At 38.5% G+C, this 26,010-nt stretch carries 21 protein-coding genes and 1 pseudogene; 14 read left to right on the top strand and 8 right to left on the bottom strand.

The window, feature by feature from the left end; genetic code table 11:
• Positions 1-31 precede the first annotated feature (31 nt).
• Entirely contained in the window at positions 32-967 is a 936-nt protein-coding gene (argF, locus tag ACFIMK_RS05965; RefSeq protein WP_375682870.1) for an ornithine carbamoyltransferase, read from the bottom strand.
• Entirely contained in the window at positions 964-2,178 is a 1,215-nt protein-coding gene (locus tag ACFIMK_RS05960) for an aspartate aminotransferase family protein (RefSeq protein WP_375638179.1), read from the bottom strand. The genes argF and ACFIMK_RS05960 overlap by 4 nt, the downstream gene beginning before the upstream one ends.
• A 490-nt stretch (positions 2,179-2,668) precedes the next feature.
• Here ACFIMK_RS05960 and ACFIMK_RS05955 point away from each other — a divergent pair, with 490 nt between their 5' ends.
• Both ACFIMK_RS05955 and ACFIMK_RS05950 read left to right on the top strand, forming a co-directional pair.
• Entirely contained in the window at positions 2,669-3,208 is a 540-nt protein-coding gene (locus ACFIMK_RS05955; RefSeq protein WP_375612825.1) for a GcrA family cell cycle regulator, read from the top strand.
• Between the two features lie 528 nt (positions 3,209-3,736).
• A pseudogene (locus tag ACFIMK_RS05950) lies at positions 3,737-3,985 on the top strand (Arm DNA-binding domain-containing protein); the annotation flags it as partial.
• A gap of 135 nt (positions 3,986-4,120) precedes the next feature.
• Here ACFIMK_RS05950 and ACFIMK_RS05945 read toward each other — a convergent pair.
• Positions 4,121-4,711, bottom strand: coding sequence for a Smr/MutS family protein (locus ACFIMK_RS05945; RefSeq protein ID WP_375611420.1), 591 nt, complete (start codon positions 4,709-4,711; stop codon positions 4,121-4,123).
• Positions 4,712-4,763: 52 nt separating this feature from the next.
• Positions 4,764-5,456, bottom strand: a complete 693-nt coding sequence (locus ACFIMK_RS05940; RefSeq protein WP_375612823.1) for a Tim44/TimA family putative adaptor protein — start codon at positions 5,454-5,456, stop codon at positions 4,764-4,766.
• Between the two features lie 174 nt (positions 5,457-5,630).
• Here ACFIMK_RS05940 and ACFIMK_RS05935 point away from each other — a divergent pair, with 174 nt between their 5' ends.
• Positions 5,631-6,125 (top strand): FxsA family protein, encoded by a 495-nt coding sequence (locus ACFIMK_RS05935; protein ID WP_375612822.1) that lies wholly within the window; start codon positions 5,631-5,633, stop codon positions 6,123-6,125.
• A 142-nt stretch (positions 6,126-6,267) separates the two neighbouring features.
• The gene (gene secB / locus ACFIMK_RS05930) at positions 6,268-6,744 is read left to right on the top strand and encodes a protein-export chaperone SecB (protein WP_375611417.1); all 477 of its coding nucleotides are present in this window, start codon (positions 6,268-6,270) and stop codon (positions 6,742-6,744) included.
• 67 nt (positions 6,745-6,811) lie between these two features.
• On the opposite strand, the gene ACFIMK_RS05925 is transcribed toward secB, so the two are convergent.
• Positions 6,812-9,112, bottom strand: a complete 2,301-nt coding sequence (locus ACFIMK_RS05925) for an NADP-dependent malic enzyme (RefSeq protein ID WP_375611416.1) — start codon at positions 9,110-9,112, stop codon at positions 6,812-6,814.
• Positions 9,113-9,307: 195 nt separating this feature from the next.
• On the opposite strand from ACFIMK_RS05925, the gene mutS reads away from it, so the two are divergent.
• The gene (gene mutS, locus ACFIMK_RS05920; protein ID WP_375611415.1) at positions 9,308-12,052 is read left to right on the top strand and encodes a DNA mismatch repair protein MutS; all 2,745 of its coding nucleotides are present in this window, start codon (positions 9,308-9,310) and stop codon (positions 12,050-12,052) included.
• Positions 12,053-13,083: 1,031 nt separating this feature from the next.
• Here mutS and ilvD read toward each other — a convergent pair.
• From ilvD to ACFIMK_RS05905, 3 genes are all read right to left on the bottom strand, one after another.
• The gene (ilvD, locus tag ACFIMK_RS05915) at positions 13,084-14,922 is read right to left on the bottom strand and encodes a dihydroxy-acid dehydratase (protein WP_375638162.1); all 1,839 of its coding nucleotides are present in this window, start codon (positions 14,920-14,922) and stop codon (positions 13,084-13,086) included.
• A gap of 971 nt (positions 14,923-15,893) precedes the next feature.
• Positions 15,894-16,145: a DUF1150 domain-containing protein gene (locus tag ACFIMK_RS05910; protein WP_012754519.1), complete on the bottom strand. Its 252-nt coding sequence runs from the start codon at positions 16,143-16,145 to the stop codon at positions 15,894-15,896.
• 26 nt (positions 16,146-16,171) lie between these two features.
• Positions 16,172-16,603, bottom strand: coding sequence for an Hsp20 family protein (locus ACFIMK_RS05905; protein ID WP_375612819.1), 432 nt, complete (start codon positions 16,601-16,603; stop codon positions 16,172-16,174).
• A 120-nt stretch (positions 16,604-16,723) separates the two neighbouring features.
• On the opposite strand from ACFIMK_RS05905, the gene nth reads away from it, so the two are divergent.
• The 9 genes from nth (at position 16,724) to ACFIMK_RS05860 (ending at position 25,673) form a co-directional block, all read left to right on the top strand.
• A complete protein-coding gene (nth, locus tag ACFIMK_RS05900; protein ID WP_375612818.1) occupies positions 16,724-17,464 on the top strand; it encodes an endonuclease III in 741 nt (246 codons plus the stop codon).
• 155 nt (positions 17,465-17,619) lie between these two features.
• Complete coding sequence (gene rpmI / locus ACFIMK_RS05895; RefSeq protein ID WP_183193590.1) at positions 17,620-17,823, top strand: 50S ribosomal protein L35; 204 nt, start codon at positions 17,620-17,622, stop codon at positions 17,821-17,823.
• Between the two features lie 33 nt (positions 17,824-17,856).
• Positions 17,857-18,258 (top strand): 50S ribosomal protein L20, encoded by a 402-nt coding sequence (rplT, locus tag ACFIMK_RS05890; RefSeq protein WP_012754515.1) that lies wholly within the window; start codon positions 17,857-17,859, stop codon positions 18,256-18,258.
• 94 nt (positions 18,259-18,352) lie between these two features.
• Positions 18,353-19,435 (top strand): phenylalanine--tRNA ligase subunit alpha, encoded by a 1,083-nt coding sequence (pheS, locus tag ACFIMK_RS05885; RefSeq protein WP_375612817.1) that lies wholly within the window; start codon positions 18,353-18,355, stop codon positions 19,433-19,435.
• 32 nt (positions 19,436-19,467) lie between these two features.
• On the top strand, positions 19,468-21,882 hold the full coding sequence (gene pheT / locus ACFIMK_RS05880) for a phenylalanine--tRNA ligase subunit beta (RefSeq protein WP_375649122.1): 2,415 nt from the start codon (positions 19,468-19,470) through the stop codon (positions 21,880-21,882).
• 290 nt (positions 21,883-22,172) lie between these two features.
• A complete protein-coding gene (locus ACFIMK_RS05875) occupies positions 22,173-23,081 on the top strand; it encodes a metal ABC transporter substrate-binding protein (RefSeq protein WP_375611408.1) in 909 nt (302 codons plus the stop codon).
• Positions 23,078-23,908, top strand: coding sequence for a manganese/iron ABC transporter ATP-binding protein (locus ACFIMK_RS05870; protein WP_375615605.1), 831 nt, complete (start codon positions 23,078-23,080; stop codon positions 23,906-23,908). The genes ACFIMK_RS05875 and ACFIMK_RS05870 overlap by 4 nt, the downstream gene beginning before the upstream one ends.
• Entirely contained in the window at positions 23,905-24,771 is an 867-nt protein-coding gene (locus tag ACFIMK_RS05865) for a metal ABC transporter permease (RefSeq protein WP_375611406.1), read from the top strand. Before ACFIMK_RS05870 ends, ACFIMK_RS05865 begins: the two co-directional genes overlap by 4 nt.
• Complete coding sequence (locus ACFIMK_RS05860) at positions 24,768-25,673, top strand: metal ABC transporter permease (protein WP_273790250.1); 906 nt, start codon at positions 24,768-24,770, stop codon at positions 25,671-25,673. Before ACFIMK_RS05865 ends, ACFIMK_RS05860 begins: the two co-directional genes overlap by 4 nt.
• Positions 25,674-26,010 lie beyond the last annotated feature (337 nt).

The following is a 26,010-nucleotide window of genomic DNA, read 5'->3' as shown; positions in this document are numbered from 1 at the left end:
TGCCTTTTTTATATAATTTGTTGTAGGGAGGCTATTGTGGAGAGAAAAACGCATCTTGTAAACACCAAGAAAGAATTGCTTTTTGAGCATGAAGACGATTTTCAGCCTCATCGAAAACAACGGAGTGCGGTCCATCAATCACAGAATCAACCACTTCTTCACCACGATGAGCAGGAAGACAATGCATAAAAAGAGCATCAGATTTTGCTAATTTCATGAGAGATTCATTGACTTGATAAGGCTGAAAAATAGAATGACTGCGAGCACGAAATTCTTGTCCCATGGAGACCCATGTATCGGTCATAATACAATCAGCATCTTGAGCCGCTTTTTGAGGATCATGGGTTAGCATAAGATGTGCTCCCCGCTCACGTGCCCAATGGATAAATTGTTCCTGTGGTTCACTGCCCTTTGGTGTGGCAATACGCAAATGAAAACCAAAAAGAGCTGCAGCTTCAATTAAGGAATGAAGCACATTATTACCATCCCCCATCCACGCAAATATTTTGCTAGCAATTGGCCCCCGATGCTCCTCATAGGTTAAGATATCTGCTAGAATTTGGCAAGGATGTGTATCATCTGTAAGGGCATTAATGACAGGAATTTGTGCATATTGTGCCAATTCGAGCATACGTTGGTGTTTCGTTGTTCGCAATATCACGATATCCACAAAACGGGATAAAACGCGCGCCGTATCAGCTATGGTTTCACTATGACCAAGTTGCATCTCTGAACCCGTGAGCATGATTGTATCTCCGCCAAGCTGGCGCATACTGATATCGAATGAAATACGGGTTCGTGTGGATGGTTTTTCAAAAATCATCGCAAGTGTTTTACCTATAAAAGGTTTTGAACCTTTTCCTGCTTTAAAAGATGCTTTAAGGATCTTTGCATAATCGATCAGTGCACGTGCTATTGCTGGCGTTAAAATGGATAAGTCCGTGAAATGACGAAGAGCATTTGTCATGTGTGTGATATTTGTCTTTCTTTGTTTACTTGTGAAAGATACGCTATTGCTTTTTCAATACGATGTAAACTTTCATCTATTTCTTCTTCCCTAATGATAAGAGGAGGCAATAAGCGCACAACGTTGTTGTTGGCTGCAACGCTTAAGAGATATTCATTTTCCAAAGCATTAACGACAAGATTTGAAGGTACAATACACTGAATACCCAACATAAGCCCCATCCCCTGAACTGCGCAGATAATATCAGGATAGATATTGAGAATGTGCAAAAGCCCACTTTTTAGTTTATCACCCATGCGCTGAACATGGATGAGAAAACTTGGCTCTAACAAAACATCAAGAATACTATTTCCTACAGCCATTCCAAGCAAATTTCCTCCAAAGGTTGATCCATGCGTTCCAAGTATCATACTTTTTGCAACTTTATCCGTTGCAAGGCAAGCGCCCAATGGAAATCCACCTCCTAGTCCTTTTGCGAGGGTAAGAATATCAGGCGTGACATCACTCCATTCATAAGCAAAAAGCTTTCCTGTTCGTCCCATGCCCGTTTGCACTTCATCCAAAATCAACAACAGACCATTATCATCGCATATTTTACGCAAAAACCTTAAATATTCATGAGAAACCGTTCGTATTCCTCCTTCTCCTTGAATAGGTTCAATAAGAATAGCGGCGGTATTTTTATTAATAGCGTTACGCAAAGCGATTTCATCACAAAAAGGTACTTGAATAAATCCACCAGCTTTAGGTCCAAAGCCTTCAAGATACTTTTCATGCCCAGTCGCAGCAAGTGCAGCAAGTGTACGTCCATGAAATGCCCCTTCAAAAGTAATTATTTCAATGCGTGCTGAATGACCAGTAGCATAGTAATAATGACGTGCCGTTTTGAATGCGCACTCCAATGCTTCAGTGCCTGAATTGCAGAAAAAAACCTTATCCGCAAAACTATTTGCACAAAGCCGCGTGGCAAAAGATGCTTGTTCAGGAGATTGAAAAATATTAGAAACATGCCAAAGTTTTTCAGCTTGTATCTTGAGCGTATCAACCAATTTTGGATGTGAATATCCTAATGCATTAACAGCAATGCCAGATGTGAAATCAAGATAATGGTCTCCTTTATCGGAAATAAGCCATACACCATGCCCCTGTTCAAAATGCAAATTTCGTCTTGCGAAGCATTCATAAAGTGGTTGTATAGAGACGGCATCCATCATAATTCCCTTTATATTTTAGTCTTTTCAATATATATATATACAAAGCAACACTACAAATAAAACAGCATGGTATATTTCGTTACGGTGCTTTCAACATTTCATTACGATTAGTGATTACACCTATAGAATAGATCATTACACCAATTGAAAAAAAGTCAATGAAGGTTCTACAAATAAGCATTTTGGGAAAAAGCCTTAAACAAAAGTGAAAGTTTAACCTATGATTGATTTGCAAGTTGGGGAAAACATTCTAAATAAACTCTTTAAGAGGTAAAGACTCTTGTCATAGAGTGAGTGCATATTGTAATTTACAATATAATAAGCAAGATGATGTGTTTTGATTTGTAAATCCACAGGTTGGATGATTTTTTTATGCTCACGTAGAGTGTAAAGTTCTTTCATTCAGCGTAATGAAAACATTATTTAAACATTTGAAGATGCAACGGGGGAGAGCATCTTAGTGACGTAATCGGAATGGAGTGCTGGTATGGGTTGGACATGTGAACGCGTTGAGCTTCTTAAAAAGCTTTGGAGTGAAGGGTTAAGTGCAAGTCAAATTGCTGCTCAATTGGGTGGGGTCAGCAGAAATGCAGTCATCGGCAAAGTACATCGATTAAAGTTACCAGGACGTGGTAAGACAGCACAAGGAAGCACCACGCGTGCGCAAAAAACTCCCGTGGGAAGTAGCAGCCCATCATCTCCACGTGTGCGTCGCAACACATCCACGGTATCGCCAATAAACACATCATCTGTAAGTATTGAAGAAACCGCTTTAAAGACAGAATTTGTAGTGGAAGATGTAAAAGAAGTTGATATGTCCACAAAATCCAATGTAGTTGTGCCTATATCACGTCAACTTAATCTTCTACAATTGAGTGAAAATACATGTAGATGGCCGGTTGGCGATCCATTATCAGCAGATTTTCATTTTTGTGGTGCAGATTCTGATGAAAATAGCCCCTATTGTGCCTTTCATGCTAAGCTAGCATTTCAACCAATATCTGAAAGACGTCGGATAAGAGTGTAATATCCTCAATTGAATCTCGTATTCTACGCCTTCTGCGCTTCGCTATTAAATTTTAATTATCGAATTATTATGAGAAAGAAATTTAATGGAGCTTTTAATGAATGAAAAAATTTCTTCATGAAACTATTCAACGAAACTGTATCTTTTGGTGCTATTGCGCAGCTGTGTGTTGTAAAGTTATATTCCTGTTTATTTTCACAATTTTCTTTAATTTAGTTGTACTGCTTTTAACACTATCCATAGCGACATCTTTTGAATAAGCTAGTTTCTCAATTTCTCATGTTTTTATGCTTCGTGTATTTAATAGAGTAATGCTGTGGTTTATAAAAATAATTTATCGCTTTGCAACCTGAATGAGATCCATTTATATCTCTCTCATTTTAAGTCCTCTTATATTGAATCAATCAAAATCTTTTGTTTGGGCGTCACGAGCGAGATGAGAACTGTGGAGAGTTAAAAACACTTAAAGAAAGGCATGCCTCTTATAAATGCTTTCAAGTGCCAAGGACTTAAAGGGTTGTTGCAACATTGGGAGATGGCAAAGTGTACGATGATGCCAGATTGCCCTTTTATTAAGTATAAAGATAGGGGGTGCTTCATGGATTTATCATTATACTCTTCACGGATGCCGTCGCAAAATAGGCTTGGGAGCGTTGAGAGATGTTTCTTTAAAACAAGCCTGTGAATACATGCAATTCAATGTCATTCTGTTTTGCGTGAGGGATGTGCCCCGTTAAAGAATGCGATAAACAAAAGCGTGAAGCAATACGTAGAATGTAAAATAATATCTTTATAATTTTTTATAAAAAATTATAAAGAAGGGAATATTGTATTCAAGGCTCTTACGAAATATACAAAAACAATAAATTATAAGTATAAATAAATATAAAATCTAGAGCGACCACAATAACATCACTTTCCTTCTCCCGACACAAAACGGCGCAACCAAACATAAAGCGCACCTTCTCCGCCATGCTGACGCGCTGCTTGCTCAAACGCGTGGACATAATATCGAAAAGCTGGTGTTGATAACCAATACGGAACAAATCTATACAAAGCTCCATCGCTCCCAACGGATCGTCCTTTTCCTGTAATCACAAGGACATAACGCAATCCTCTCTGCTGAGAGGACTGTAGAAATTTTTTTAAGAAAAAATAAGCTTCTTCCTGCATATAACCATGGAGATCAAGACGCGCCTCAAGAGGACAACGACCTTGGGAAATTTTACGATATGCAACATGATCAAAGAAATGAATCTTTTGTGCTTGTGTAACTGACCTCTTTTCTCTTTTAATAATTGTCGAGGGTTGTTGATTTTCCTGAGACAATGAGGAGATTTGAGTTACAGGCTGTTTTTTATCATTAATATTTGCAATAGTTTCTGAAGCAGAAGAGAGCATCTTACCGTGAAGCGGTGTTATCGTACGACAAACCATCTCCCATAAAAGACGATCTTGTGAAGCCAATAAATCTCTTTTTTGTCTCCATTTACTTGAGGACATTTTAATTTCTCATAAATCATTGAATGCTTATGGAAGAAAAACAAAAAGTATTTTAATTTTCATTTTCTGTAGCAAAAAGCTTCCAGTTGGGATCTGACGATAAACTATTGCGAACAAAAGTCCAAATATCCCTGATTTCTACAATAGCATCAGGATCACCGTCTATACGCTCGCCCTGTTCATTATAAGTAACAGAAATCATCTCACTGACAATACGTATCGTTAAAAGTTCATCTTTTTCTTGTATTGCCGCCGCAACAAATTCGGCCTTATTAATTCCAACAAAAGTGAATTCTATTCTTTCTTTATTTTTTTCTCGTTGCTCAATAGCCATACAAAAGCTCTCAAAAACATCCTGACAAAGCAAGCTTTTAAGTTGATTGCGATCACCTTTGGCAAAAGCTGTTACAATCATTTCATACGCAATTTGTGCACCTTTTATAAAAAGTTGAGGAGAAAAATGAGGATCAATTCTATGAAATTCCCGCAAATTTTTATTCAAAACACTCCCCTCCGGTGAAATTTTATCAATTTCACTAAAGTCGTCTTTTTGTGAATTTTTCTGATGAGGGAACGAAACAATATTATCAGCCGTTTCTGCTTCAACTTGTTTTTTAGAACGTCGTGAATAAGGATCAAAGGGTGGCTTTTCAAACCCAATTCGTTTCCCTAATACATTACGGAGTTGCACAAAAATAACAACCATAACAACAAGAGCTATGACAAGTATAACGTCAAATTCCATAGGCGCTATCAATCTCCAAAGCTTAAGTCTCTAATAAACATTGCAGTCAATACCATTTATCAATAAATATGTAAAATAAGGAATCTTATCATTCAAATATTTTTATAGATTTTGTATTTAAACGGAGTTCTCTTAAGAATTTCTCCCCCTACTCATCTAGAAGGAAACTTTCATGTGATAAAACTTTATTCTATAAATCCTCGTTTTTTTGTTGTTATCTTTCTTTGCATTCTTTTAATCGAGATTGCTGGTTTTATCTTTGTTGGTCAAGAAATTGGTATTTTGGCAACCTTGAGCTTGGTTATTCTCACAACCATAGTTGGGGTTGTTTTATTGCGAATTCAAGGGATTAGCCTCTTAAAAAATATACAAAATGAACTTATCCAAGGACGCACATTAGAGAATAATATTATTAATGATGCTTTCATCATGTTTAGTGCAATTTTACTTATTCTTCCCGGCTTTGTAACTGACCTCTTGGGAATATTACTTCTTATTAAACCAATTCGCTCTGTTGCTTGGCATTTCTTTGCATCATTAAAAAACAAAATGAATCCCAATACTAAAAGAAAAAATGACTCTGAAAAAATAATTGATCTAAAAGCAGAAGATTACACAATTCATGATACGACAGAATCTCCATGGCGCAAAAATGATGATAACCATTGAAATACCTAAAAAATCTGTAACAAACTAAAAAAATATTCAAGATAAAGAGCGCATTTCTTGCAACCTTTTGCAAGGCGTGATAACCAATCTGGTCTTTAGATCTAAAATAAATATACATATTATAATGGAAGAGGTTTGTCGTATGGCCGAAGATGAAATGAATAACAGTGGTGGAGAGCCGGTTTTTGCTGTATTAACTCAATATTTAAAAGATTTATCATTCGAAAACCCTGGTGCTCCTCGTTCATTACGTGCACGTGAAAAATCACCACAAATTGATATCAATATTAACGTCAATGCTAACCCAATTGGTGATGACAATTATGATGTCGTTTTGTCTCTCTCCGTCAAAGCCAATGATGAAACTGAAACCTTATTTCATGTAGAACTTATTTACGGTGGTGTTTTCCACCTTAAAAACATTCCACAAGAACATGTTATGCCACTGGTCTTTATTGAATGTCCCCGTCTTTTATTTCCATTTGCTCGCCAAATTATATCTGATGCTACTCAAAGTGGTGGTTTTCCACCTTTGTGGATTGATCCTATTGATTTTGCAGCACTCTTCCAAAAGCGTCTTTCTGAAGAGCAAAAAGACAATCAAATACAGCCCTCTTAAAAAATTTATTTTTTTGCTATCAAAAAGCCCCTTGATATATTATTGGTATATTAGGGGCTTTTTTCCTTTAGACGACTTTTGCGGCATGATAAGCCGCAAGCATTGCAATATTGACAACATCTGTATCGCTCCCACTAAACGGTACAATTTGGACAGATTTTTCCAATCCAATTAAAATAGGACCAATGATAGTTGCTTCACCGAGTTCTTGTAACATTTTGCTTGCAATGGAAGATGCGTGATATCCAGGCATAACCAAAATGTTAGCAGGCTCCGTTAATCCCATAAATGGATATTGCTGCATCAATTTGGAATTGAGCGCCACATCAGCGCTTATTTCTCCATCAAACTCAAAATCAACCTTGCGTTCGTGCAAAATATTAATTGCATCCTGAATTTGCTGCGTCGTCTGCCCTTTCATGTAGCCAAACGTAGAAAATGCTAAAAATGCTACCCGTGGTTGATACCCAAATCCACGTACAAACGAAGCTGTTTGTTCCGCTATATCAGCAAATTCTTCAGCATTAGGATTTTCATAAACAGCTGTATCGGCAATAAACACAGTTCGGCCACGGCAAATGGCCATTGAAATACCAATCAATCGTTCTTTTGGTTTTTCATCAATTGCCCGACGTATATCGATCAACGCTGTTTCATAATTGCGTGTCACCCCTGTAACCATTGCATCAGCATCTCCTAGTGCCACCATACACGCAGCAAAATAATTGCGATCATTATTGATACGACGATGACAGTCACGCAACAGCCAGCCTTGACGCTGCATCTTTTTATAAAGATAATTCGCATAAGCATCTGTACGGCAAGAAAGCTTGGCATTTATAATAGAAATACCTTCACGCTCCAAATCAATTCCAGCGATAACAGCTGCTTCTCTTATTTGCTCTTCCCGACCAACCAAAATCGCTTGTCCTAATTTTTGATGAACATAAGAAACGGCTGCCCGCATAACTTGTTCTTCTTCACCTTCTGCAAAAACAATTTGTTTTGGCGCTTGACGAACGTGGTTATAAACCCCACGCATTATCGAAGAAGTAGGATCACGCCTCGCATTTAAATCACGCTCATAGGCCTCTAAATCATCTATGTTCTTTTGTGCAACACCGCTTTCCATTGCTGCTTTTGCTACCGCTATTGAAACAACTGTGAACAAACGCGGATCAAAAGGAACGGGAATGATATAATTAGGACCAAATTTTAATCGCTTTCCACGATAAGCTTCTGCAACGCTGTCAGGTACTTCCTCATGCGCTAAATCGGCAAGAGCCCTTGCCGCAGCAATCTTCATGTCTTCATTAATAACTGTTGCACGCACATCAAGCGCACCACGAAATATATAAGGAAAACAGAGAACATTATTAATCTGATTTGGATAATCGGAACGCCCTGTTGCAACAATAGCATCATGACGCACTTGCATAACCTCTTCCGGTGTAATTTCTGGATCGGGATTGGCCATAGCAAAAATGATCGGCTGCGGCGCCATGGATTTTACCATTTCAGGGGTAAGAGCACCTTTAGCAGAAACCCCGAAAAATATATCTGCTCCTTCCATTGCTTCCATAAGCGTACGTTTATCCGTTTGAATAGCATGCGCAGATTTCCACTGATTCATTCCCTCTTTACGACCTTCATAGACCACACCCTTTGTATCACATAATATGATATTTTCAGAACGAAAGCCCATTGCTTTAATCAGTTCAATACAAGCAATCCCAGCAGAACCAGCACCATTACAGACTAACCGCGTATTTTGCATATCGCGCCCTGTTAAAGTCAAAGCATTGAGAACACCCGCAGCAACAATAATCGCTGTACCATGTTGATCATCGTGAAAAACAGGAATATTCATCACCTCGCGTAGGCGGCTTTCAATCATAAAGCACTCAGGTGCCTTAATGTCTTCAAGATTGATTCCACCAAAAGAAGGTTCTAAATGACGCACCAAATTGATAAAACTTTCCGTATCATTTATATCAATTTCTAAATCAATGGAATCAATATCCGCAAAACGCTTAAACAGCACTGCTTTGCCTTCCATGACCGGCTTAGAGGCAAGTGCACCTAAATTGCCTAACCCTAAAATAGCGGTTCCATTTGAAATAACAGCAACAAGATTACCTTTTGCTGTATAATCATAAGCTAGCGCTGGATTTTGAGCAATTGCCTTAACTGGAACGGCAACACCTGGTGAATAAGCAAGTGCTAAATCATGCTGTGTTGCCATAGACTTTGTTGCAATAATCTCAAGCTTTCCTGGTCGACCACGACTATGAAAATCTAGAGCTTCTCTTTCGCTCGCACTGTAAACAGTTTGAGACATTTTCTGATCCTGCTCGCTCTTTTTCATCTCACTTTATTTTCTCCAAAAACAGTGTAAATTTTGCTTGATAATGCGTATAGTCATTAAATTTGATTCATATATTAGAAATCGCTATTCTTGCCTTAGCAAATCTGATGATGCGTTGCAATTTAGAGATAAATAGATATTGAAGTAAACAAAAAAGAGTAAAAACTTCACTTAAAGGAAACAGGCCTCGTACAAATGGATAAAAAAAACAATCATAAAAATAATTTAATTCCACAGCCTGCCTCCCCATCTGCTTCCTCTCAAGAACGTCTTACACCTATGATGGAGCAGTACATAGAAATCAAAGCCGTCCATCATGATTCCCTTCTCTTTTACCGAATGGGGGATTTTTATGAATTATTTTTTAATGATGCGATTGAAGCTGCTCAGGCTTTAGGAATCACACTCACAGCACGCGGAAAACATTTAGGACAAGATATTCCTATGTGTGGTGTTCCCGTTCATGCTGCAGATGATTATTTACAAAAACTGATTGCTTGTGGTTACCGAGTTGCTGTTTGTGAACAAATAGAAGATCCTGCTGAAGCAAAAAAACGTGGCTCAAAATCTGTTGTTCGGCGTGATGTTGTTCGTCTTGTAACACCTGGAACAATAACAGAAGAAAAACTCCTTGATCCAACACGCGCAAATTATTTGATGACACTTTCCCGTATAAAAACTAGCGATGGAGAGGAATTTGCTCTTTCTTGGATTGATATCTCAACAGGCATATTTCGTGTAACAGAGAGCCGCCAAGAAAAACTTTTAGCAGATATTATGCGTGTGGATCCACAAGAAATCATTGTTTCTGATTCATTTTTTCATGATAAATCTCACAAGTCACTTTTTAGTGTTCTTGATCGTATCGTTTCACCTCAACCTGCTTGTCTCTTTGATGCACTCACCGCTGAACGCGATATTTGCAATTATTTTAAACTCTCAACTCTTGAAGGCGTTGCCGATTATTCACGCTGTGAACTCTCTGCAATTGTAGCTGCTATTCGTTATATCGAAAAAACACAAATCACGCATCGCCCTCCCCTCATGCAGCCTGAACGCCAAAATGAAAGTGCAACTCTTTTTATTGATGCCGCAACCAGACTAAGCCTTGAACTTATTCGAACGACATCAGGTCAACGGGATGGAAGTTTATTAAAAGCTATTGATCGCACTGTAACAGGAGGAGGATCACGCCTTCTTATTGACCGCCTTATTGCTCCCCTCACCACTCCTTCAGCTATTGATACGCGTTTGGATTCTATCGATTTTTTTCTACGTAATCCTTCTCTTGCAGAAGCGATAAAGCTTATTTTAAAGGGGGGACCAGATATGCCCCGCGCCGTTTCACGTTTGGCTCTTGGACGAGGAGGTCCCCGTGATATGGCGACAATCCAGCGTGGCTTTGAAATCATTCGTGAATTGCATCAACTTCTTGATAATGAGCTTCTGCCTCAAGAAATAAGTGATGTACAACAGGTGTTCTCAAACTTACCCACAGCGTTATACTTTCATTTAGAACAAGCATTAGCTGATGATCTCCCACTCCTTAAACGTGATGGTGGTTTTATTCGTTCCAATTATCATAAAGAGCTCGATGAAATGCGTGCTTTACGTGATGAATCTCGCCGTGTCATTGCTGAACTTCAAGCGCAATATGCCCAAAAAACAGATATTAAGACGCTTAAAATAAAGCATAATAATATTCTAGGTTATTTCATTGAAGTAACCAGTACACAAGCATCTGCTCTTACAAATAATCCAGAAGCTAAAGCAAGTTTTATTCATCGGCAAACAATGGCAAACGCTATGCGTTTTACGACAACAGAGCTTGCTGACCTTGAAAGCCGTATTGCCCATGCTGCCAATCACGCATTGACACTTGAACTAGAGATTTTTGATATTCTCGTTCATGAAATTACCGAACAAGTTGATTTTATTCGTAAAGCCTCTGAAGCACTTGCTATTTTAGATGTCTCTGTCGCTTTAGCATATCTTGCTGAAGAACAAGGATATTGCCGCCCTAAAATTGATCTTTCACTTACCTTTCGCATTACAGCAGGACGCCATCCTGTCGTCGAGCAAGCACTCCGCAAACAAGCAGCAGAACCTTTTATTGCCAATAATTGTGATCTCTCTGTGCAAGAAAATCAGCAATATGCAGCAATCTGGCTGTTGACAGGGCCTAATATGGGAGGAAAATCAACTTTTTTGCGGCAAAATGCTCTTATTGCTATTATGGCGCAAATGGGGTCCTTCGTTCCAGCAACTTCAGCACATATTGGTGTCGTTGATCGCCTATTTAGTCGCGTTGGGGCTTCCGATGATCTTGCACGAGGGCGCTCAACCTTTATGATGGAAATGGTTGAAACAGCAACGATTCTCAATCATGCTAGCCACCATTCCCTTGTTATTCTTGATGAAATAGGACGTGGAACATCAACCTTTGATGGACTTTCTATTGCTTGGGCTGCTGTTGAATATCTCCATGAAGTTAACCATTGTCGTGCTATTCTTGCTACCCATTTTCATGAAATGACTGCACTTACCGAAAAACTTGACAGACTGCATAATGTAACCATGAAAGTCAAAAATTGGGATGGTGATGTAGTTTTTCTTCATGAGGTCACACCAGGAGCCGCTGACCGTTCCTATGGTGTACAAGTCGCAAAGCTTGCTGGACTTCCCCCAGCCGTTATTACACGAGCAACAGATGTACTCCATCAATTAGAACAAGGCGAAATGGCTGGAAAAGGACATAAACTCATTGATGATTTACCTCTCTTTTCTCTTAAAGCAACATCTCCCGTCAATGAAGAAAGAAACAAACATTGTGTTCTTCACGAAGCTTTAAAAAATATCCATCCCGATGAACTCTCTCCTAAACAAGCTTTAGAAGCAATTTACCACCTCAAACAGCTTGAAAAGAGTAACCCTTTATAGAAAACAGATGTTATTTTTTATTAAAAAACCTTCTTAATAGGAGATAACGTAACCATTTTTGATATACCACAGCATAAACAGTTATTTATCGTATTCCCATCGCTTTTCTACATAATATATTTTGATAAGTGTAATTGCCTATAGGCAAAACCCTATGCATTATATTTCATATTTCCTTAGATCAATATTGGCCCGTATACACAAAATTGGTCAATATCGACTATTTTTACAAGATAGTCGTTTTTTGTAAAGATTGTCATGAAATCTCCTCCACCTTGCAAATACGCCATATTTAGTGAATTATGCTTTTTCATGATCGATATTATTGTTATCATAGCAACATTTCTAGTTTAAAGCTGTTGGTGTTGAAATACCATCCCATTTTGCATAATAAATTCATGGATAATGGGTCTCGCATTTTCTTCACATTTTAAGTTATAAAGAGCTCTTTTACTGTTTTCATATGAAACATATAATCAGATATATCACAGCTGTACTTTATTTTCATAAACATCCTTCAACTCCTTCCCACACCTTAATGGATAAGGATTTTCATTCGAATCAAGTCTGCAAATAGTCCAGCTTCTAACGGATTTTCCTTGACTTCCTAATCATGTGCTTCTCTTAAACTCAAAGCTTTACAAACAAGTCTAAGAATATTCACCACACACTAAAAACACACTTAATATTTAAGGAAGATGCCGTATATCACAGCTCTAAATGACAGTGTTTTTACGGTACAACAAGATAATGCCACCAGTACAATAAATATCTTTCATAAATTATGAGTAATAAGAAATCATAATCTCATATAAGATTGGAATATGATATGAAAAGTAATTATACTGTATCTGTCTTACATAGCTGCTAAAATAAGCAATCTACCGCAGTTTTTAGTTGTATTGATAGCTTTTTAATCATACTCATCATGACTCGAAATATTCTGATAAGTTCATAAACTCATAAAATAATTAGCTTAGAATATCGTGCAAAAGATGCAAAAAATCAGAGCACTATCTCTATTCAACTCATCAAATATTACGTACTGCACCCTTTGCAGCAGATGTGGTCATCGCTGCATAGGCTTTGAGAGCCTTTGAAACTTTACGCTGACGCTTCTCAATCGGTTGCCAAGCGCCTTTTCCTTTTGCTTCCATCTTAGAACGGCGCTGGTTCATCTCAACGTCATCCACCAACATATGAATTCTACGATTTGGAATATCAATTTCTATGATATCCCCCTCTTCCACCAACGCAATTTCTCCTCCTTCAGCAGCTTCTGGTGAAATATGTCCTATTGAGAGCCCTGAACTTCCACCTGAAAAACGTCCATCTGTAACAAGTGCACAAACCTTGCCTAATCCTTTAGATTTGAGATAACTCGTTGGATAAAGCATTTCTTGCATTCCAGGTCCACCACGTGGGCCTTCATAACGGATTAAAACAATTTCACCTATTTTAATCTTATCAGTTAATATAGCTGAAACAGCTGAATCTTGGCTTTCAAAAATTCTTGCCGGACCTTTAAAAGTTAAAATTGATTGATCAACGCCTGCTGTTTTTACAATGCAGCCATCTTTTGCAAGATTCCCATAAAGAACTGCCAATCCTCCATCTTGTGAATATGCGTGTTCCCTATCGCGAATCACACCTTTTTCACGATCAAGGTCAAGGGTCTCATAGCGACAAGATTGACTAAAAGCTGTCTGTGTTGGAATACCACCTGGAGCGGCACGATAAAATGCATGAACTGTTGGCTCATTAGTTTGCTTTACATCCCAGCGGTAAAGAGCTTCTTTCATTGTTTTTGCGTGAACCGTATAAGTTGATGTATCAATGAGTCCTGCCGCATCCAGTTCACCTAAAAGCCCCATAATACCACCAGCGCGATGAACATCTTCCATATGTACATTTGCAACAGCAGGAGCAACCTTACATAAAACAGGAACACAACGTGAAAGATGATCAATATCCGTCATGGTAAAATCCACCTCACCTTCTTGCGCTGCAGCTAAAAGATGCAGTACTGTATTGGTTGATCCCCCCATGGCAATATCAACGGTCATTGCATTTTCAAAAGCCTTGCGTGAAGCAATAGAGCGCGGCAAAACTGTTTCATCATCTTCTTCATAATAACGTTTAACCAATGCAACAATCTGTTTTCCAGCTTCTTCAAAAAGCATTCGTCGATCTGCATGTGTTGCTAACATTGATCCATTTCCGGGAAGAGAAAGCCCCAATGCTTCCGTTAAGCAATTCATAGAATTGGCCGTAAACATTCCTGAACAAGAACCACATGTAGGACAAGCAGCACGCTCCATTTCAGCAACTTCTTCTTCTGAATTTTGTTCTGAAGCTGCTGCAACCATGGCATCGACCAAATCAACCGTTAGATCTTGATCCTTCCATTTAATCTTACCTGCTTCCATAGGACCGCCTGAAACAAAGATTGTCGGAATATTCAACCGTAAAGCAGCCATTAACATACCAGGTGTAATTTTGTCACAATTAGAAATACAAACAAGTGCATCTGCACAGTGTGCATTAACCATATACTCTACAGAATCAGCAATGATTTCACGTGAGGGCAACGAATAGAGCATTCCATCGTGCCCCATCGCAATTCCATCATCTACAGCAATGGTATTAAATTCTTTCGCAACACCACCGGCAACTGCTATCTGTTGTGCGACTAATTGCCCAAGATCTTTTAAATGAACATGCCCTGGTACAAATTGTGTAAAAGAATTCGCAATCGCAATAATGGGTTTACCAAAATCAGTATCTTTCATCCCTGTTGCACGCCAAAGTCCGCGGGCTCCTGCCATATTACGCCCGTGGGTTGATATTCTTGAACGGTAAGAAGGCATTATTTTTTTCCCCTCAAATAATTCCATTTTGCTTGTTGTGCTGTAACTTCATTATAAAAACAAGAGCTTTAATATTCAAAAGAGAAAAATACCTTGTACTGCGGCATTTGAAGCACAAAATTAAAAGCTCTGCATAAACTTTTTCATAAAGCCTTTGTTTTTTATTACCTGTTAATCAACATCTAATCCCTGTGCAAGTCCACGTTTGAGACAAATATCAAAACGCTTCAGTATGACACGAACTGTTCCAGATTTTTGTATGCCAGATTTGGTTAGCATATTGCATCTATCTGTTTGCGTAATTTCTGGAATTGGAAAGAATATAAAGAAATCGTGATAAAAATCTATCATCTCCTTATAATTCAGCTTTACACCTTTCAAACGCATTCATAAAAATATCTTTTAAATAATGATGACGCATTATCTCATGCTTTTGTTTTTACACTCTTCAATAGAGCTACTCCCCTCAGGAAGAACAAAACACACCAAACAAAATACACTTGTATAGCCTTTATACTCATTTTAAAGAGACATCTTTCAATGCACTCGAGCCCATTTCACGATAGCGCCTATGAATGGTATAACAGCCCCCGTGAATAATATAAATCTATAAGGGACATCTTCACACTTATGAAGAAGAAAACTGACACCATCATACATTTTTTTATCCCCATATCGTGAACGTCCTTGGTAATTGAGACAATTAAAAAGAGATATTTTTATTCCTTTCTTCAAGTGTTTTTATCCACATGGCTCTCCCTGCTTATGACATCAAGCAAGTGACTTTAATTGTTTCAATATAAGAAGATCTCAAATGAGAGAACCTTATGATATTCGGGACTCTCATTCCAGTTGTAAAAAATTAATTATGAATATAAATCAATACTTAATCTCATTATAACTCACATTACACCCTTTACGAAAAAACAGATAGAATTTATAAAGAGTACAGCTTTTTCTCGTAAGGTAATCTAGTGCAGAGTTACAATTTGTAGTTCATGCTCATTGGCTCCAGCAAGGGCGATAGAACGCTCATCGGATAAAATGATAGGATAACCTGTTTCACCAAAGAGAGCCCATATCGTAATGCCTGGGGTCATCGGTGGAAGATCTGGAAAGTTTTTAGCCAGATCATCTGTACAAACTTTTTTTAAATAGGCAATCTGTCCCGCATCAGAGTAGGATGTGTTCTGAAACGACAAGTTTTGTTTGTGTTCTCCCATTTCACTGTTCCTTTACGCCTTAACTTTTATGACTCACCACTACTGACTTTAATTGGAATCTGTTTTATTTCTTTTTTTAATTTTGGTTGATACAGATTAATTGATAAAAGACCATTTTTCAACTCTGCATTTGTAACATGCATCCCTTCCGCGAGAACAAAGGTTCGCTGGAATTGTCGCGCAGCTATACCGCGATATAAATATTGATGATTTTGGTTGTCTGTTTGTTTACCATGAATAACCAATTGATTATCATCGAGTAAAATATTAAGATGGTTAATCTTAAATCCAGCAACAGCCAAAGTTATCCGGATATGATTTGCATCATCACTTTTATGCAAACGTTCAATATTATAGGCTGGGTAAGCCTCATCAGCTTTACCGATACGTTGCAATATTTTTTCTACGGTTTCAAACCCTAAAAGAAAAGGATTGGAGAAAGGCGTCACATGTGTCATTCATGAGTATCCTCTTTAAAACGGCTTTACTTGACCAAACTCTATAAAAGTGTTCGCTGCACTCCTCTCATATGGCGAGCGTGAATGATAACTTCAAGAGAGAAGATTTAAGAGAGTTCAATGCCTCAAAGTAACATAAAATTATCAAAGGTGCGAAATTTATCTAGTATATTGTATAATAAAGATGAAATTGCGGAAATATTTCGCCGTTTTTCTGTGCAACGCCCAACACCTAAGAGTGATCTTAACTACATAAATACTTTTACACTTTTAGTTGCCGTTGTGCTTTCGGCTCAAGCGACAGATGTAAGCGTTAATAAAGCGACAAAAGAATTATTTTGCCTTGCTGATCAACCGGAAAAAATGGTTGCATTAGGGGAAGAAGAAATAGCAAATCATATCCGTTCAATTGGCCTTTGGCGTGCAAAAGCACGTAATGTTTATGCGCTTTGCAACTGTTTAATTGATTATTATGGCGGTCAAGTACCCGATACGCGTGAAGCACTCATGGCCCTTCCTGGAGTGGGGCGCAAAACGGCTAATGTGGTCTTGAATGTTGCTTTTGGTCAGCCTACATTGGCAGTAGATACACATATTTTTCGCTTAAGCAATCGTCTTGGTTTGGCGCCTGGAAAAACACCAGAAATTGTTGAGAAAAAATTATTAAAGATTATACCGGTTCATTATATTCGCCATGCGCATCATTGGCTGATTTTACATGGTCGCTATATTTGTCAAGCCCGTAAACCACAATGTACGCAATGCATTATTGCCGATTTATGTAAAGCAGCCATCAAAACAAATGCAATTCCAGCACCTTTGGTTGAGCTTCAAGGCAATGGAGCGCCGATTTTTTTGTAATACGGTCTTGCTATTTTGTGTATACTAGCTTATGAAAACGTCTTTAAGAGCCGCCCGGCAGGGCATGCCGTGGCTGTTTAAATGCTTGTTCAAGCGTTGGTCCGCTTGAGTGAATAAAATGTTTGATTGAATAAATTAATGTACGGAGTAGCAAAATGCCCAAGATGAAGACCAAATCATCCGCTAAAAAGCGGTTTAAAATCACTGCGTCAGGCAAAATTAAAGTAGCAGCTGCCGGTAAGCGCCACGGCATGATTAAGCGTTCGAATAAATTTATTCGCGATGCACGTGGAACAATGGTTTTGTGTGAACAAGATGCTAAAAAAGTCATTCAGCATTATTTGCCGAATGGTATTTAAACCTTACGCTTTTGATTTTGAGGAGATTATAATATGGCTCGTGTGAAAAGAGGTGTGACAGCACACGCTAAGCACAAAAAAGTTCTTAAACAGGCTGAAGGTTTTTACGGTCGTCGTAAAAATACCATTCGTGCAGCTAAAGCAGCGGTTGATCGTTCAAAGCAATACGCTTATCGTGACCGCAAAAATAGGAAACGTACTTTCCGTGCTTTGTGGATTCAGAGAATTAATGCGGCTGTTCGCGCAGAAGGTTTAACTTATGGACGTTTTATTGATGGCTTATCAAAAGCCGGTATTGAGGTTGATCGTAAGGTTCTTTCAGATATAGCAATCCATGAGGCAGAAGCATTTTCTGCTTTAGTTGCTTCGGCAAAAAAAGCTTTAGAATATTTAAAAGATACGACACCTAATGCTTTCGAAGGCGCTGTCAAATAAGCCAGTCGTGTTCTCTTAAAGCATTCATTTATTCGAGGTCCCGTGCTGGCTATTGCGAGTGCGGGTTTTTCTTTATTAAAAAATAGGCAAAAATATGAATGATATTGAGCGTCTGGAACAAGAAATTTGTTTAGCCTTAGAGGCAGCAGGTGATGAACAAGCACTTGAAGAAGTGCGTATTGCAGCATTGGGTAAAAAAGGTAGTATCTCTGAAAAATTAAAAGAATTAGGAAAAATGGATGCTGGCGAGCGCCATAAAGTTGGACCAGTTCTTAATGGATTAAAAAATCGCATTTTAGAATTATGGGCACAAAAGCGTGATCTTCTGAAAAGACAGGCAATGGATGCCCGTCTTTCTCGTGAAACAGTTGATGTTACCTTGCCTGTTCGCTCTTCACCTATAGAACGGGGACGCATTCATCCTATTTCACAAGTGATTGAGGAAATTATTGCCATTTATACAAAGTTGGGTTTTTCTCTTGCAGAGGGACCTGATATTGAAACAGATTATTATAATTTTACAGCATTGAATTTTCCTGAAGGGCATCCAGCGCGTGAAATGCATGATACCTTCTTTTTTGATGTTGATAAAATGGGAGAACGAAAATTATTGCGAACCCATACATCACCCGTACAAATTCGCACACTAGAAAAACAAAAAGCACCGATACGAATCATTATTCCTGGAAAAACTTACCGCATGGATTCGGATGCAACACATTCTCCCATGTTCCATCAGGTCGAGGGTCTTGTCATTGATAAAACCTCCACCATTGCACATATGATGTGGCTGCATGAAACTTTTTGTAAAGCATTTTTTGAAGTTCCCTCTGTAAAAATGCGTTTTCGTCCCTCTTTTTTCCCTTTTACCGAACCATCTATGGAGGTAGATATTCAATGTGATCGTTCTGGTTCAGAAGTAAAGTTCGGAGAAGGGCAGGATTGGTTGGAAATTTTAGGATGCGGAATGGTGCATCCCCAGGTGTTGAAAAATGTTGGTTTAGATCCAGATGAATATCAAGGTTTTGCATGGGGCATGGGCATTGATCGTATTGCCATGTTGAAATACGGTATGCCTGATTTGCGGGCTTTTTTTGATGCTGACCTGCGTTGGTTAGACCATTATGGCTTTCGTTGCTTTGATATGCCTGCTTTTTTTCCTAATAGAAATGTGTGATCTTAGTCATCGCTTTCATGTGAGGTTTTAAAATGAAGTTTACATTGTCCTGGTTAAAAGATCACTTAGAAACAAATGCATCTTTGAATGAAATTTGTGAAAAATTAACCGCTATAGGTCTTGAGGTTGATTACGTTGATGATCGGTCTTCTTTAAAAGGTTTTGTGATTGCAAAAGTTTTAACAGCAATAAAGCATCCTGATGCAGATAAACTTCAAATTTTATCAGTCGATACAGGGACTTCCACACCTGTTCAAGTTGTCTGTGGAGCACCAAATGCACGCGCAGGTCTTGTTGGTGTTCTGGCACTACCAGGCACTTATATTCTAGGACTTGATGTAACATTATCTGTAGGAAAAATCCGAGGTGTTGAAAGTTTTGGGATGATGTGTTCACAAGCGGAGCTTGAATTATCAAATGAGCATGATGGGATTATTGAACTTCCAGAAGATGCACCTATTGGAGGTTCATTTGCAGCTTATGCTGGTTTAGATGATCCGGTTATTGATATTGGTTTGACCCCTAATCGTTCCGATTGCACAGGTGTTCGTGGTATTGCACGTGATCTTGCTGCCGCTGGAATGGGAAAATTAAAAGAATTATCCTTGTCAAAATTTGATCCTTCCTTTGAAACACCTCTCGATGTTTCATTAGATTTTTCGCAAGATTCATCATTATGTTTAGGTTTTGCTTGGCGTGAAGTGCGCAATGTTCAAAATGGTGCATCACCACAGTGGATGCAACAGCGTTTGAATGCAATTGGTCTGAGACCGATTAATGCGCTTGTTGATATGACCAATTACATCAGTTTTGACCTTGGTCGTCCGCTCCATGTTTTTGATGCAGATAAAATTAAAGGTAATTTGTGTGTACGTTGCGCGCGTGAAGGAGAGCAGCTTCAAGCACTGAACGGAAAAATCTATCATCTGGGCCCTAAGAATTGTGTCATTGCAGATGACGAGGGGGTTGTTTCGATTGCCGGTATCATGGGCGGTGAAAGAACGAGTTGTGATGAAACAACACATCGCATTATTATTGAATCGGCGCTTTGGGATGCGCGAAGCATTGCACAAACAGGAAGAGCATTAGGTCTTATTAGTGATGCACGTTATCGATTTGAACGAGGTGTTGACCCGGCTTTTATAGAAACAGGACTTGAGATTGCAACAGAATTGGTCTTACGTCTTTGTGGTGGTGAAGTATCTAAAAAGAAGATCGTTGGCTATCAGCAACAAGAAATCAAACAGATCGCTTTTCCTTTTTCTGAAATTAAACGTTTAACAAATTTGGAAATAGAACCTGAAAAAGTCATCTCTATTTTAACAAAACTTGGATTTTTTGTTGAAGGAAAAGGAGAAGTCGTTACGGTAAAAGTACCATCATGGCGCCCTGATATTATGGGTAAAGCCGATTTGGTGGAAGAGGTTATGAGAATTTATGGGTTAGATAAAATTAAACCTATTCCTTTGGAAAACTTTGCAGAAGGAAAAGATCAAATTTTAACATGCGCACAAATTCGTTCACGTGCTACACGTTTGGCTCTAGTGCAACGTGGTATGAAAGAAGCGGTGACATGGTCTTTTATTTCTGAAAATCAAGCTCTTGCTTTTGGAGGAGGTCAAGAAGAGCTTAAATTAGTTAATCCTATTGCTGCTGATATGTCAATGATGCGTCCTTCCCTTTTACCTGGCTTGATTATGGCGGCACAAAGAAATGCTGATCGTGGTTTTTCCGATCTTGCTTTGTTTGAAGTTTCAAGTATTTATGAGGGCGACACCCCTGATAAACAACACCGTGTTGTTAGTGGAATTCGTCGCGGAACAGAGCAATTTAAAGGGGCTGGGCGTTTTTGGAATGGAAATGCAACCGTCGTTGATGTTTTTGATGCCAAAGCAGATGCTTTAGCTATTTTAGAAGCATGCGATATGGATGTTGGGAAAGTGCAGATTGAAGTTGGAGCACCGGATTGGTATCATCCTGGTCGTTCAGGTGTCATAAAACTTGGATCAAAGATTATTCTTGGTTTTTTTGGTGTTTTTCATCCTGCTACATTAGAAAAGTTAGATGTCAGTGGCCCTTTATGCGGCTTTGAAATTTTTCTAGATCGAATTCCAGAATCAAAGAAAAAAACGACCAAAAGCCGTCCTCCTTTGAAACTCTCACCTTTTCAAATGGTGCGGCGTGATTTTGCCTTTATAGCGGATAAAACTGTTGCCTCTTCTCTTATTATTCGGGCGGCAAGTGGAGCCGATAAAAAACTTATTCATTCAGTGCAGGTTTTTGATATTTTTGAAGATTTAAGCTTTGGTGAAGATAAAAAATCTGTTGCAATTGAAGTAACTATTCAGCCCATAGAACGGACTTTAACAGATGAAGATTTAGAAAAGCTTGCCTCAAAGATCGTGGATAATGTTACCAAAATGACAGGTGCATATTTACGCTACTGAGTATTCTCATTTTTTATGAGATATTTTACATGAAGTGGGAGCTTGTTTGAGTACTCCCTTTTTGTTTAGCACTCAAGAGCTATAGAGCTTCTTGAAAGGGGATTTTATTACCAAAACAAGCTGCTTAAATCATCAGTTTTTTCAATATGAAAAAACTGTTTTTAAACATCTTGAAAAGTTATTTTTTCTCTTAATCCTTCATTGCAAATGTAAAAGATAACTGCTATTGCTAAATGATAATGCAAATTATTTGCAATAAAAAGAAGGCATATAAAGGAAAGAGAGAATCAATGAACGTAAGAACGTTTTTCACCATAGTTTTTGGAAGTGTTATTTTTTTTACACCCAATTTTGCTTTGTGTGCTGGTAAATTTAAAGCTGTTACGACATTCACTATCATTGCTGATATGGCACGCAATGTAGCAGGTGATGCCGCTGATGTTGAATCCATTACAAAACCAGGTGCGGAAATTCATGAATACCAACCCACCCCACGCGATCTTATGCGTGCTCAGGGAGCTAACCTTGTATTGTGGAATGGTTTAGAGTTAGAGCTTTGGTTTGAAAAGTTTTTTCAAAATATCAAGGATGTTCCAAGTGTTGTTGTTTCAAAAGGTATTGTACCCATTAAAATTGGTGAGGGCCCCTTTAGCGGTAAACCCAATCCTCATGCGTGGATGTCACCGACCTCTGCTTTGATTTACGTTGATAATATTCGCGATGCTTTTGTAAAATATGATCCTGAACATGCTGAAATTTATAAACAGAATGCTGAAATTTATAAACAGAAAATTCGTGCAACGATTGATCCAATTAGGGCTGAATTAGAAGCTGTACCGCAAGATAAACGTTGGCTTGTGACTAGTGAGGGGGCTTTTAGCTATTTGGCGCGTGATTTTGATCTAAAAGAACTTTATTTATGGCCCATCAATGCTGACCAACAAGGAACACCACAGCAGGTCAAGCATGTTATTGATATGGTTCGCAAATACAATATTCATGCAGTTTTTTCTGAAAGCACTATTTCCCCTGCGCCTGCTAAGCAGGTTGCCAGAGAAACAGGAGCTAAATACGGTGGTGTTCTTTATGTTGATTCTTTAAGTGAGAAAAATGGTGAGGTACCCACTTATATTGATTTATTACGTGTCACGAGTGGGCGTATTAGCAATGCTTTAGTAGAGGGAGTAAAAAACCAATGACGGAATGTGGAATTTTTGCCCAAGGAGTAACGGTAACATATCGTAATGGACATACAGCTTTACGCGAAGTGAATTTTGAAAGTCCAAAGGGTTCTATTACGGCATTGGTTGGTGTTAATGGATCCGGTAAGTCAACGTTATTTAAAGCGATTATGGGGTTTGTACGCCCCTCAAAGGGAAAAATTCGCATGTTTGATTTGCCCGTTGATGTAGCTTTGAAAAAAAATCTTATTGCTTATGTTCCTCAAAGTGAAGATGTTGATTGGAATTTTCCTGTCTTGGTTGAAGATGTTGTATTGATGGGGCGGTACGGTCATATGAATTTCTTTCGCTATGCCCGTACACAAGATTATGAAGCCGTTCGTATTGCCTTAGAACGTGTTGATATGCTGGCTTTTGCCAAGCGCCAAATTGGAGAACTTTCTGGTGGACAGAAAAAGCGTGTTTTTCTAGCACGCGCTCTTGCACAGAAAGCAAAAGCTATTTTATTAGATGAGCCGTTTACAGGGGTTGACGTTACAACAGAAGATAAAATCATTGCTTTGTTACAAGATCTTCGTAAAGAAGGAGCTGTGATCTTGGTTTCAACTCACAATTTGGGTTCTGTTCGTGAATTTTGTGATCATACGGTTTTAATAAAAGGAACAGTGTTAGCTTCCGGATTAACTGAAAAAATCTTTACAAAGCAAAATCTGGAAAAAACTTTTGGAGGATCTTTGCACCACCATATTTTTGACCTTCAAAGCGCAAAAAAAAATGATGTTTTCATGGGAAGAAAGCAGTCTGCAGCTTGTGAAGATATTGAAAGAGTGGAGCACGTTGCATGATTTCTTGGTTGCTTGAGCCACTGAGCTATCAATATATGGTGAATGCAATGTGGGTTTCTGGGTTAGTTGGGTGTGTTTGTGCCTTTCTTTCGGCTTTTTTGATGTTAAAAGGTTGGTCATTGATTGGTGATGCACTTTCCCATTCGATTGTTCCTGGTGTAGCAGGAGCTTACCTTTTAGGGTTACCTTTTTCACTCGGCGCTTTTTTTTCTGGTGGTCTTGCAGCAGCAGCAATGCTCTTTTTTAACCATCGGACAAAGCTTAAAGAAGATACCATTATTGGGCTCATTTTTTCTTCCTTTTTTGCCTTTGGGTTGTTTCTCAAATCATTAAAACCAATGGCCGTTAATATTGATACGATTGTTTTGGGAAATATTTTAGCAGTGAGTTCAACAGATATTCTACAATTGGCTTTTATCGGCTTTGTTTCGTTGCTTATATTGCTTTTGAAATGGAAAGATCTTCTTGTTTCGTTATTTGATGAAACGCATGCGCATGCCATTGGATTAAACGTAAAATTTTTAAAGATTCTCTTTTTCACATTGCTTGCCGCTTGTACCGTTGCTGCGATGCAAACCGTTGGAGCGTTCTTAGTCATTTGTCTTGTTGTGACACCTGGGGCAACGGCCTATCTTTTAAGTGATCGTTTCGTAAACATCTTGGTTATTGCAGTTGTAATTGGAACCTTCACAAGTGTCTTGGGTGTTTATGTGAGTTATTTTTTGAATGCACAAACGGGGGGGGTTGTAGTGCTTTTTCAAGCATCTTTATTTGTTTTGGCTTTTATTTTTGCTCCTAAACATGGGTTTATTGCTGCGCGCTTACGCATAAATGCGGCAAAAAAGGGTGTAATATTATCATGATTGATCAATTACTGCTTCCGTTTCAGTTTTCTTTTATGCTTAAGGGTATGCTTATTGTCATGATTCTTTCTATTCCCATGGCGATGCTTTCCTGTTTTCTTATTTTGAAAGGATGGGCGCTGTTAGGCGATGCCATTTCTCATGCAGTTTTTCCAGGTGTTGTTGTTGGTTATATGACAACACCATGGGTAATCGCATTTTTAACTTCTTTGCCATTTGCTTGGTTTCAGCATATGCGTCCAGAGAATATTACAATGACTTTGATTACTTGCGGTGCTTTTGTTGCAGGAATGGTGTGTGCACTATTAACGGGTTTTTTAGGGAGCAATAGCCGTATCAAACAGGATACGGTGATGGGCGTGGTCTTTTCTTCAATGTTTGGTTTAGGGCTTGTTTTAGCCACGTCTATTTATAGTAGCTTAGATTTGAATCATATTCTATTTGGTAATCTCTTGGGTGTTAACTGGCTTGATATAACGCAGACGGCAATCATTTCTGCTGTTGTCACTTTTATTTTAGCAGCAAAATGGCGCGACTTTATGCTGTATATTTTTGACACAGTTCAAGGACGTGCAATGGGGTTACCAATATCTCTACTCCACTATACCCTTCTAACGATGATTTCTCTTACAATTGTTGCAGCTTTGAAAGCTGTCGGTATCGTGCTCGTTATTTCTTTACTGATAGCACCAGGAGCAATTGCCTATCTTGTCACAAAGCGGTTTTCTTTTATGTTAATGATCGCGATACTTGTTGCAGCTTTTTCTGGTTTTTTAGGGATTTATCTCAGCTTATTTATCGGCTCTGATTCTGCTTCCACAATTGTGTTGATCTTGACGTTGATTTTTATGGCTATTTTCATGATGATTTTCTTTCGTCGAAACACAGTTCAAGAAACTTGAAAGTGTTAAAATTCATGCATATCAGCCATGCATTTTTATATATTGTTTCTCATTTTTATTTTAATTAGAGTCTGGGGTGCTAGGTTGTTTTTCCTCCTAATATCTAGCAGATGAGTGCAGTACATTTTCTCCCCCCCAACACTGCATTCTTAATTAAGAGGCTGCATTGATTTCTTCTGCAGCCTTTTTATTTTTTTGTTTTTCTAAAATCTCTCCTCTTTTCTTGAAATCATTTAAAATGATTATCATATTGTGTAAGCTATTCGGTATTTTCAAGGAACTTATAACAGCAAAGACACTTACGCATGAAGGGGTAGAGCGTAATTGTGCACTCAGA

The organism is Bartonella sp. AP280QHHD, from assembly GCF_042196125.1.
Classification (GTDB): Bacteria; Pseudomonadota; Alphaproteobacteria; order Rhizobiales; family Rhizobiaceae; genus Bartonella.
The sequence above is the reverse complement of the archived record's forward strand: the minus strand, read 5'-3'. Positions and strand labels throughout refer to the sequence as shown.

Coding starts and splice junctions, on each gene's coding strand:
- argF (WP_375682870.1), bottom strand. CDS start 967: ATGACAAATGCTCTTCGTCATTTCACGGACTTATCCATTTTAACGCCA.
- ACFIMK_RS05960 (WP_375638179.1), bottom strand. CDS start 2,178: ATGGATGCCGTCTCTATACAACCACTTTATGAATGCTTCGCAAGACGA.
- ACFIMK_RS05955 (WP_375612825.1), top strand. CDS start 2,669: ATGGGTTGGACATGTGAACGCGTTGAGCTTCTTAAAAAGCTTTGGAGT.
- ACFIMK_RS05945 (WP_375611420.1), bottom strand. CDS start 4,711: ATGTCCTCAAGTAAATGGAGACAAAAAAGAGATTTATTGGCTTCACAA.
- ACFIMK_RS05940 (WP_375612823.1), bottom strand. CDS start 5,456: ATGGAATTTGACGTTATACTTGTCATAGCTCTTGTTGTTATGGTTGTT.
- secB (WP_375611417.1), top strand. CDS start 6,268: ATGGCCGAAGATGAAATGAATAACAGTGGTGGAGAGCCGGTTTTTGCT.
- ACFIMK_RS05925 (WP_375611416.1), bottom strand. CDS start 9,112: ATGAAAAAGAGCGAGCAGGATCAGAAAATGTCTCAAACTGTTTACAGT.
- mutS (WP_375611415.1), top strand. CDS start 9,308: ATGGATAAAAAAAACAATCATAAAAATAATTTAATTCCACAGCCTGCC.
- ilvD (WP_375638162.1), bottom strand. CDS start 14,922: ATGCCTTCTTACCGTTCAAGAATATCAACCCACGGGCGTAATATGGCA.
- ACFIMK_RS05910 (WP_012754519.1), bottom strand. CDS start 16,145: ATGGGAGAACACAAACAAAACTTGTCGTTTCAGAACACATCCTACTCT.
- ACFIMK_RS05905 (WP_375612819.1), bottom strand. CDS start 16,603: ATGACACATGTGACGCCTTTCTCCAATCCTTTTCTTTTAGGGTTTGAA.
- nth (WP_375612818.1), top strand. CDS start 16,724: ATGCCTCAAAGTAACATAAAATTATCAAAGGTGCGAAATTTATCTAGT.
- rpmI (WP_183193590.1), top strand. CDS start 17,620: ATGCCCAAGATGAAGACCAAATCATCCGCTAAAAAGCGGTTTAAAATC.
- rplT (WP_012754515.1), top strand. CDS start 17,857: ATGGCTCGTGTGAAAAGAGGTGTGACAGCACACGCTAAGCACAAAAAA.
- pheS (WP_375612817.1), top strand. CDS start 18,353: ATGAATGATATTGAGCGTCTGGAACAAGAAATTTGTTTAGCCTTAGAG.
- pheT (WP_375649122.1), top strand. CDS start 19,468: ATGAAGTTTACATTGTCCTGGTTAAAAGATCACTTAGAAACAAATGCA.
- ACFIMK_RS05875 (WP_375611408.1), top strand. CDS start 22,173: ATGAACGTAAGAACGTTTTTCACCATAGTTTTTGGAAGTGTTATTTTT.
- ACFIMK_RS05870 (WP_375615605.1), top strand. CDS start 23,078: ATGACGGAATGTGGAATTTTTGCCCAAGGAGTAACGGTAACATATCGT.
- ACFIMK_RS05865 (WP_375611406.1), top strand. CDS start 23,905: ATGATTTCTTGGTTGCTTGAGCCACTGAGCTATCAATATATGGTGAAT.
- ACFIMK_RS05860 (WP_273790250.1), top strand. CDS start 24,768: ATGATTGATCAATTACTGCTTCCGTTTCAGTTTTCTTTTATGCTTAAG.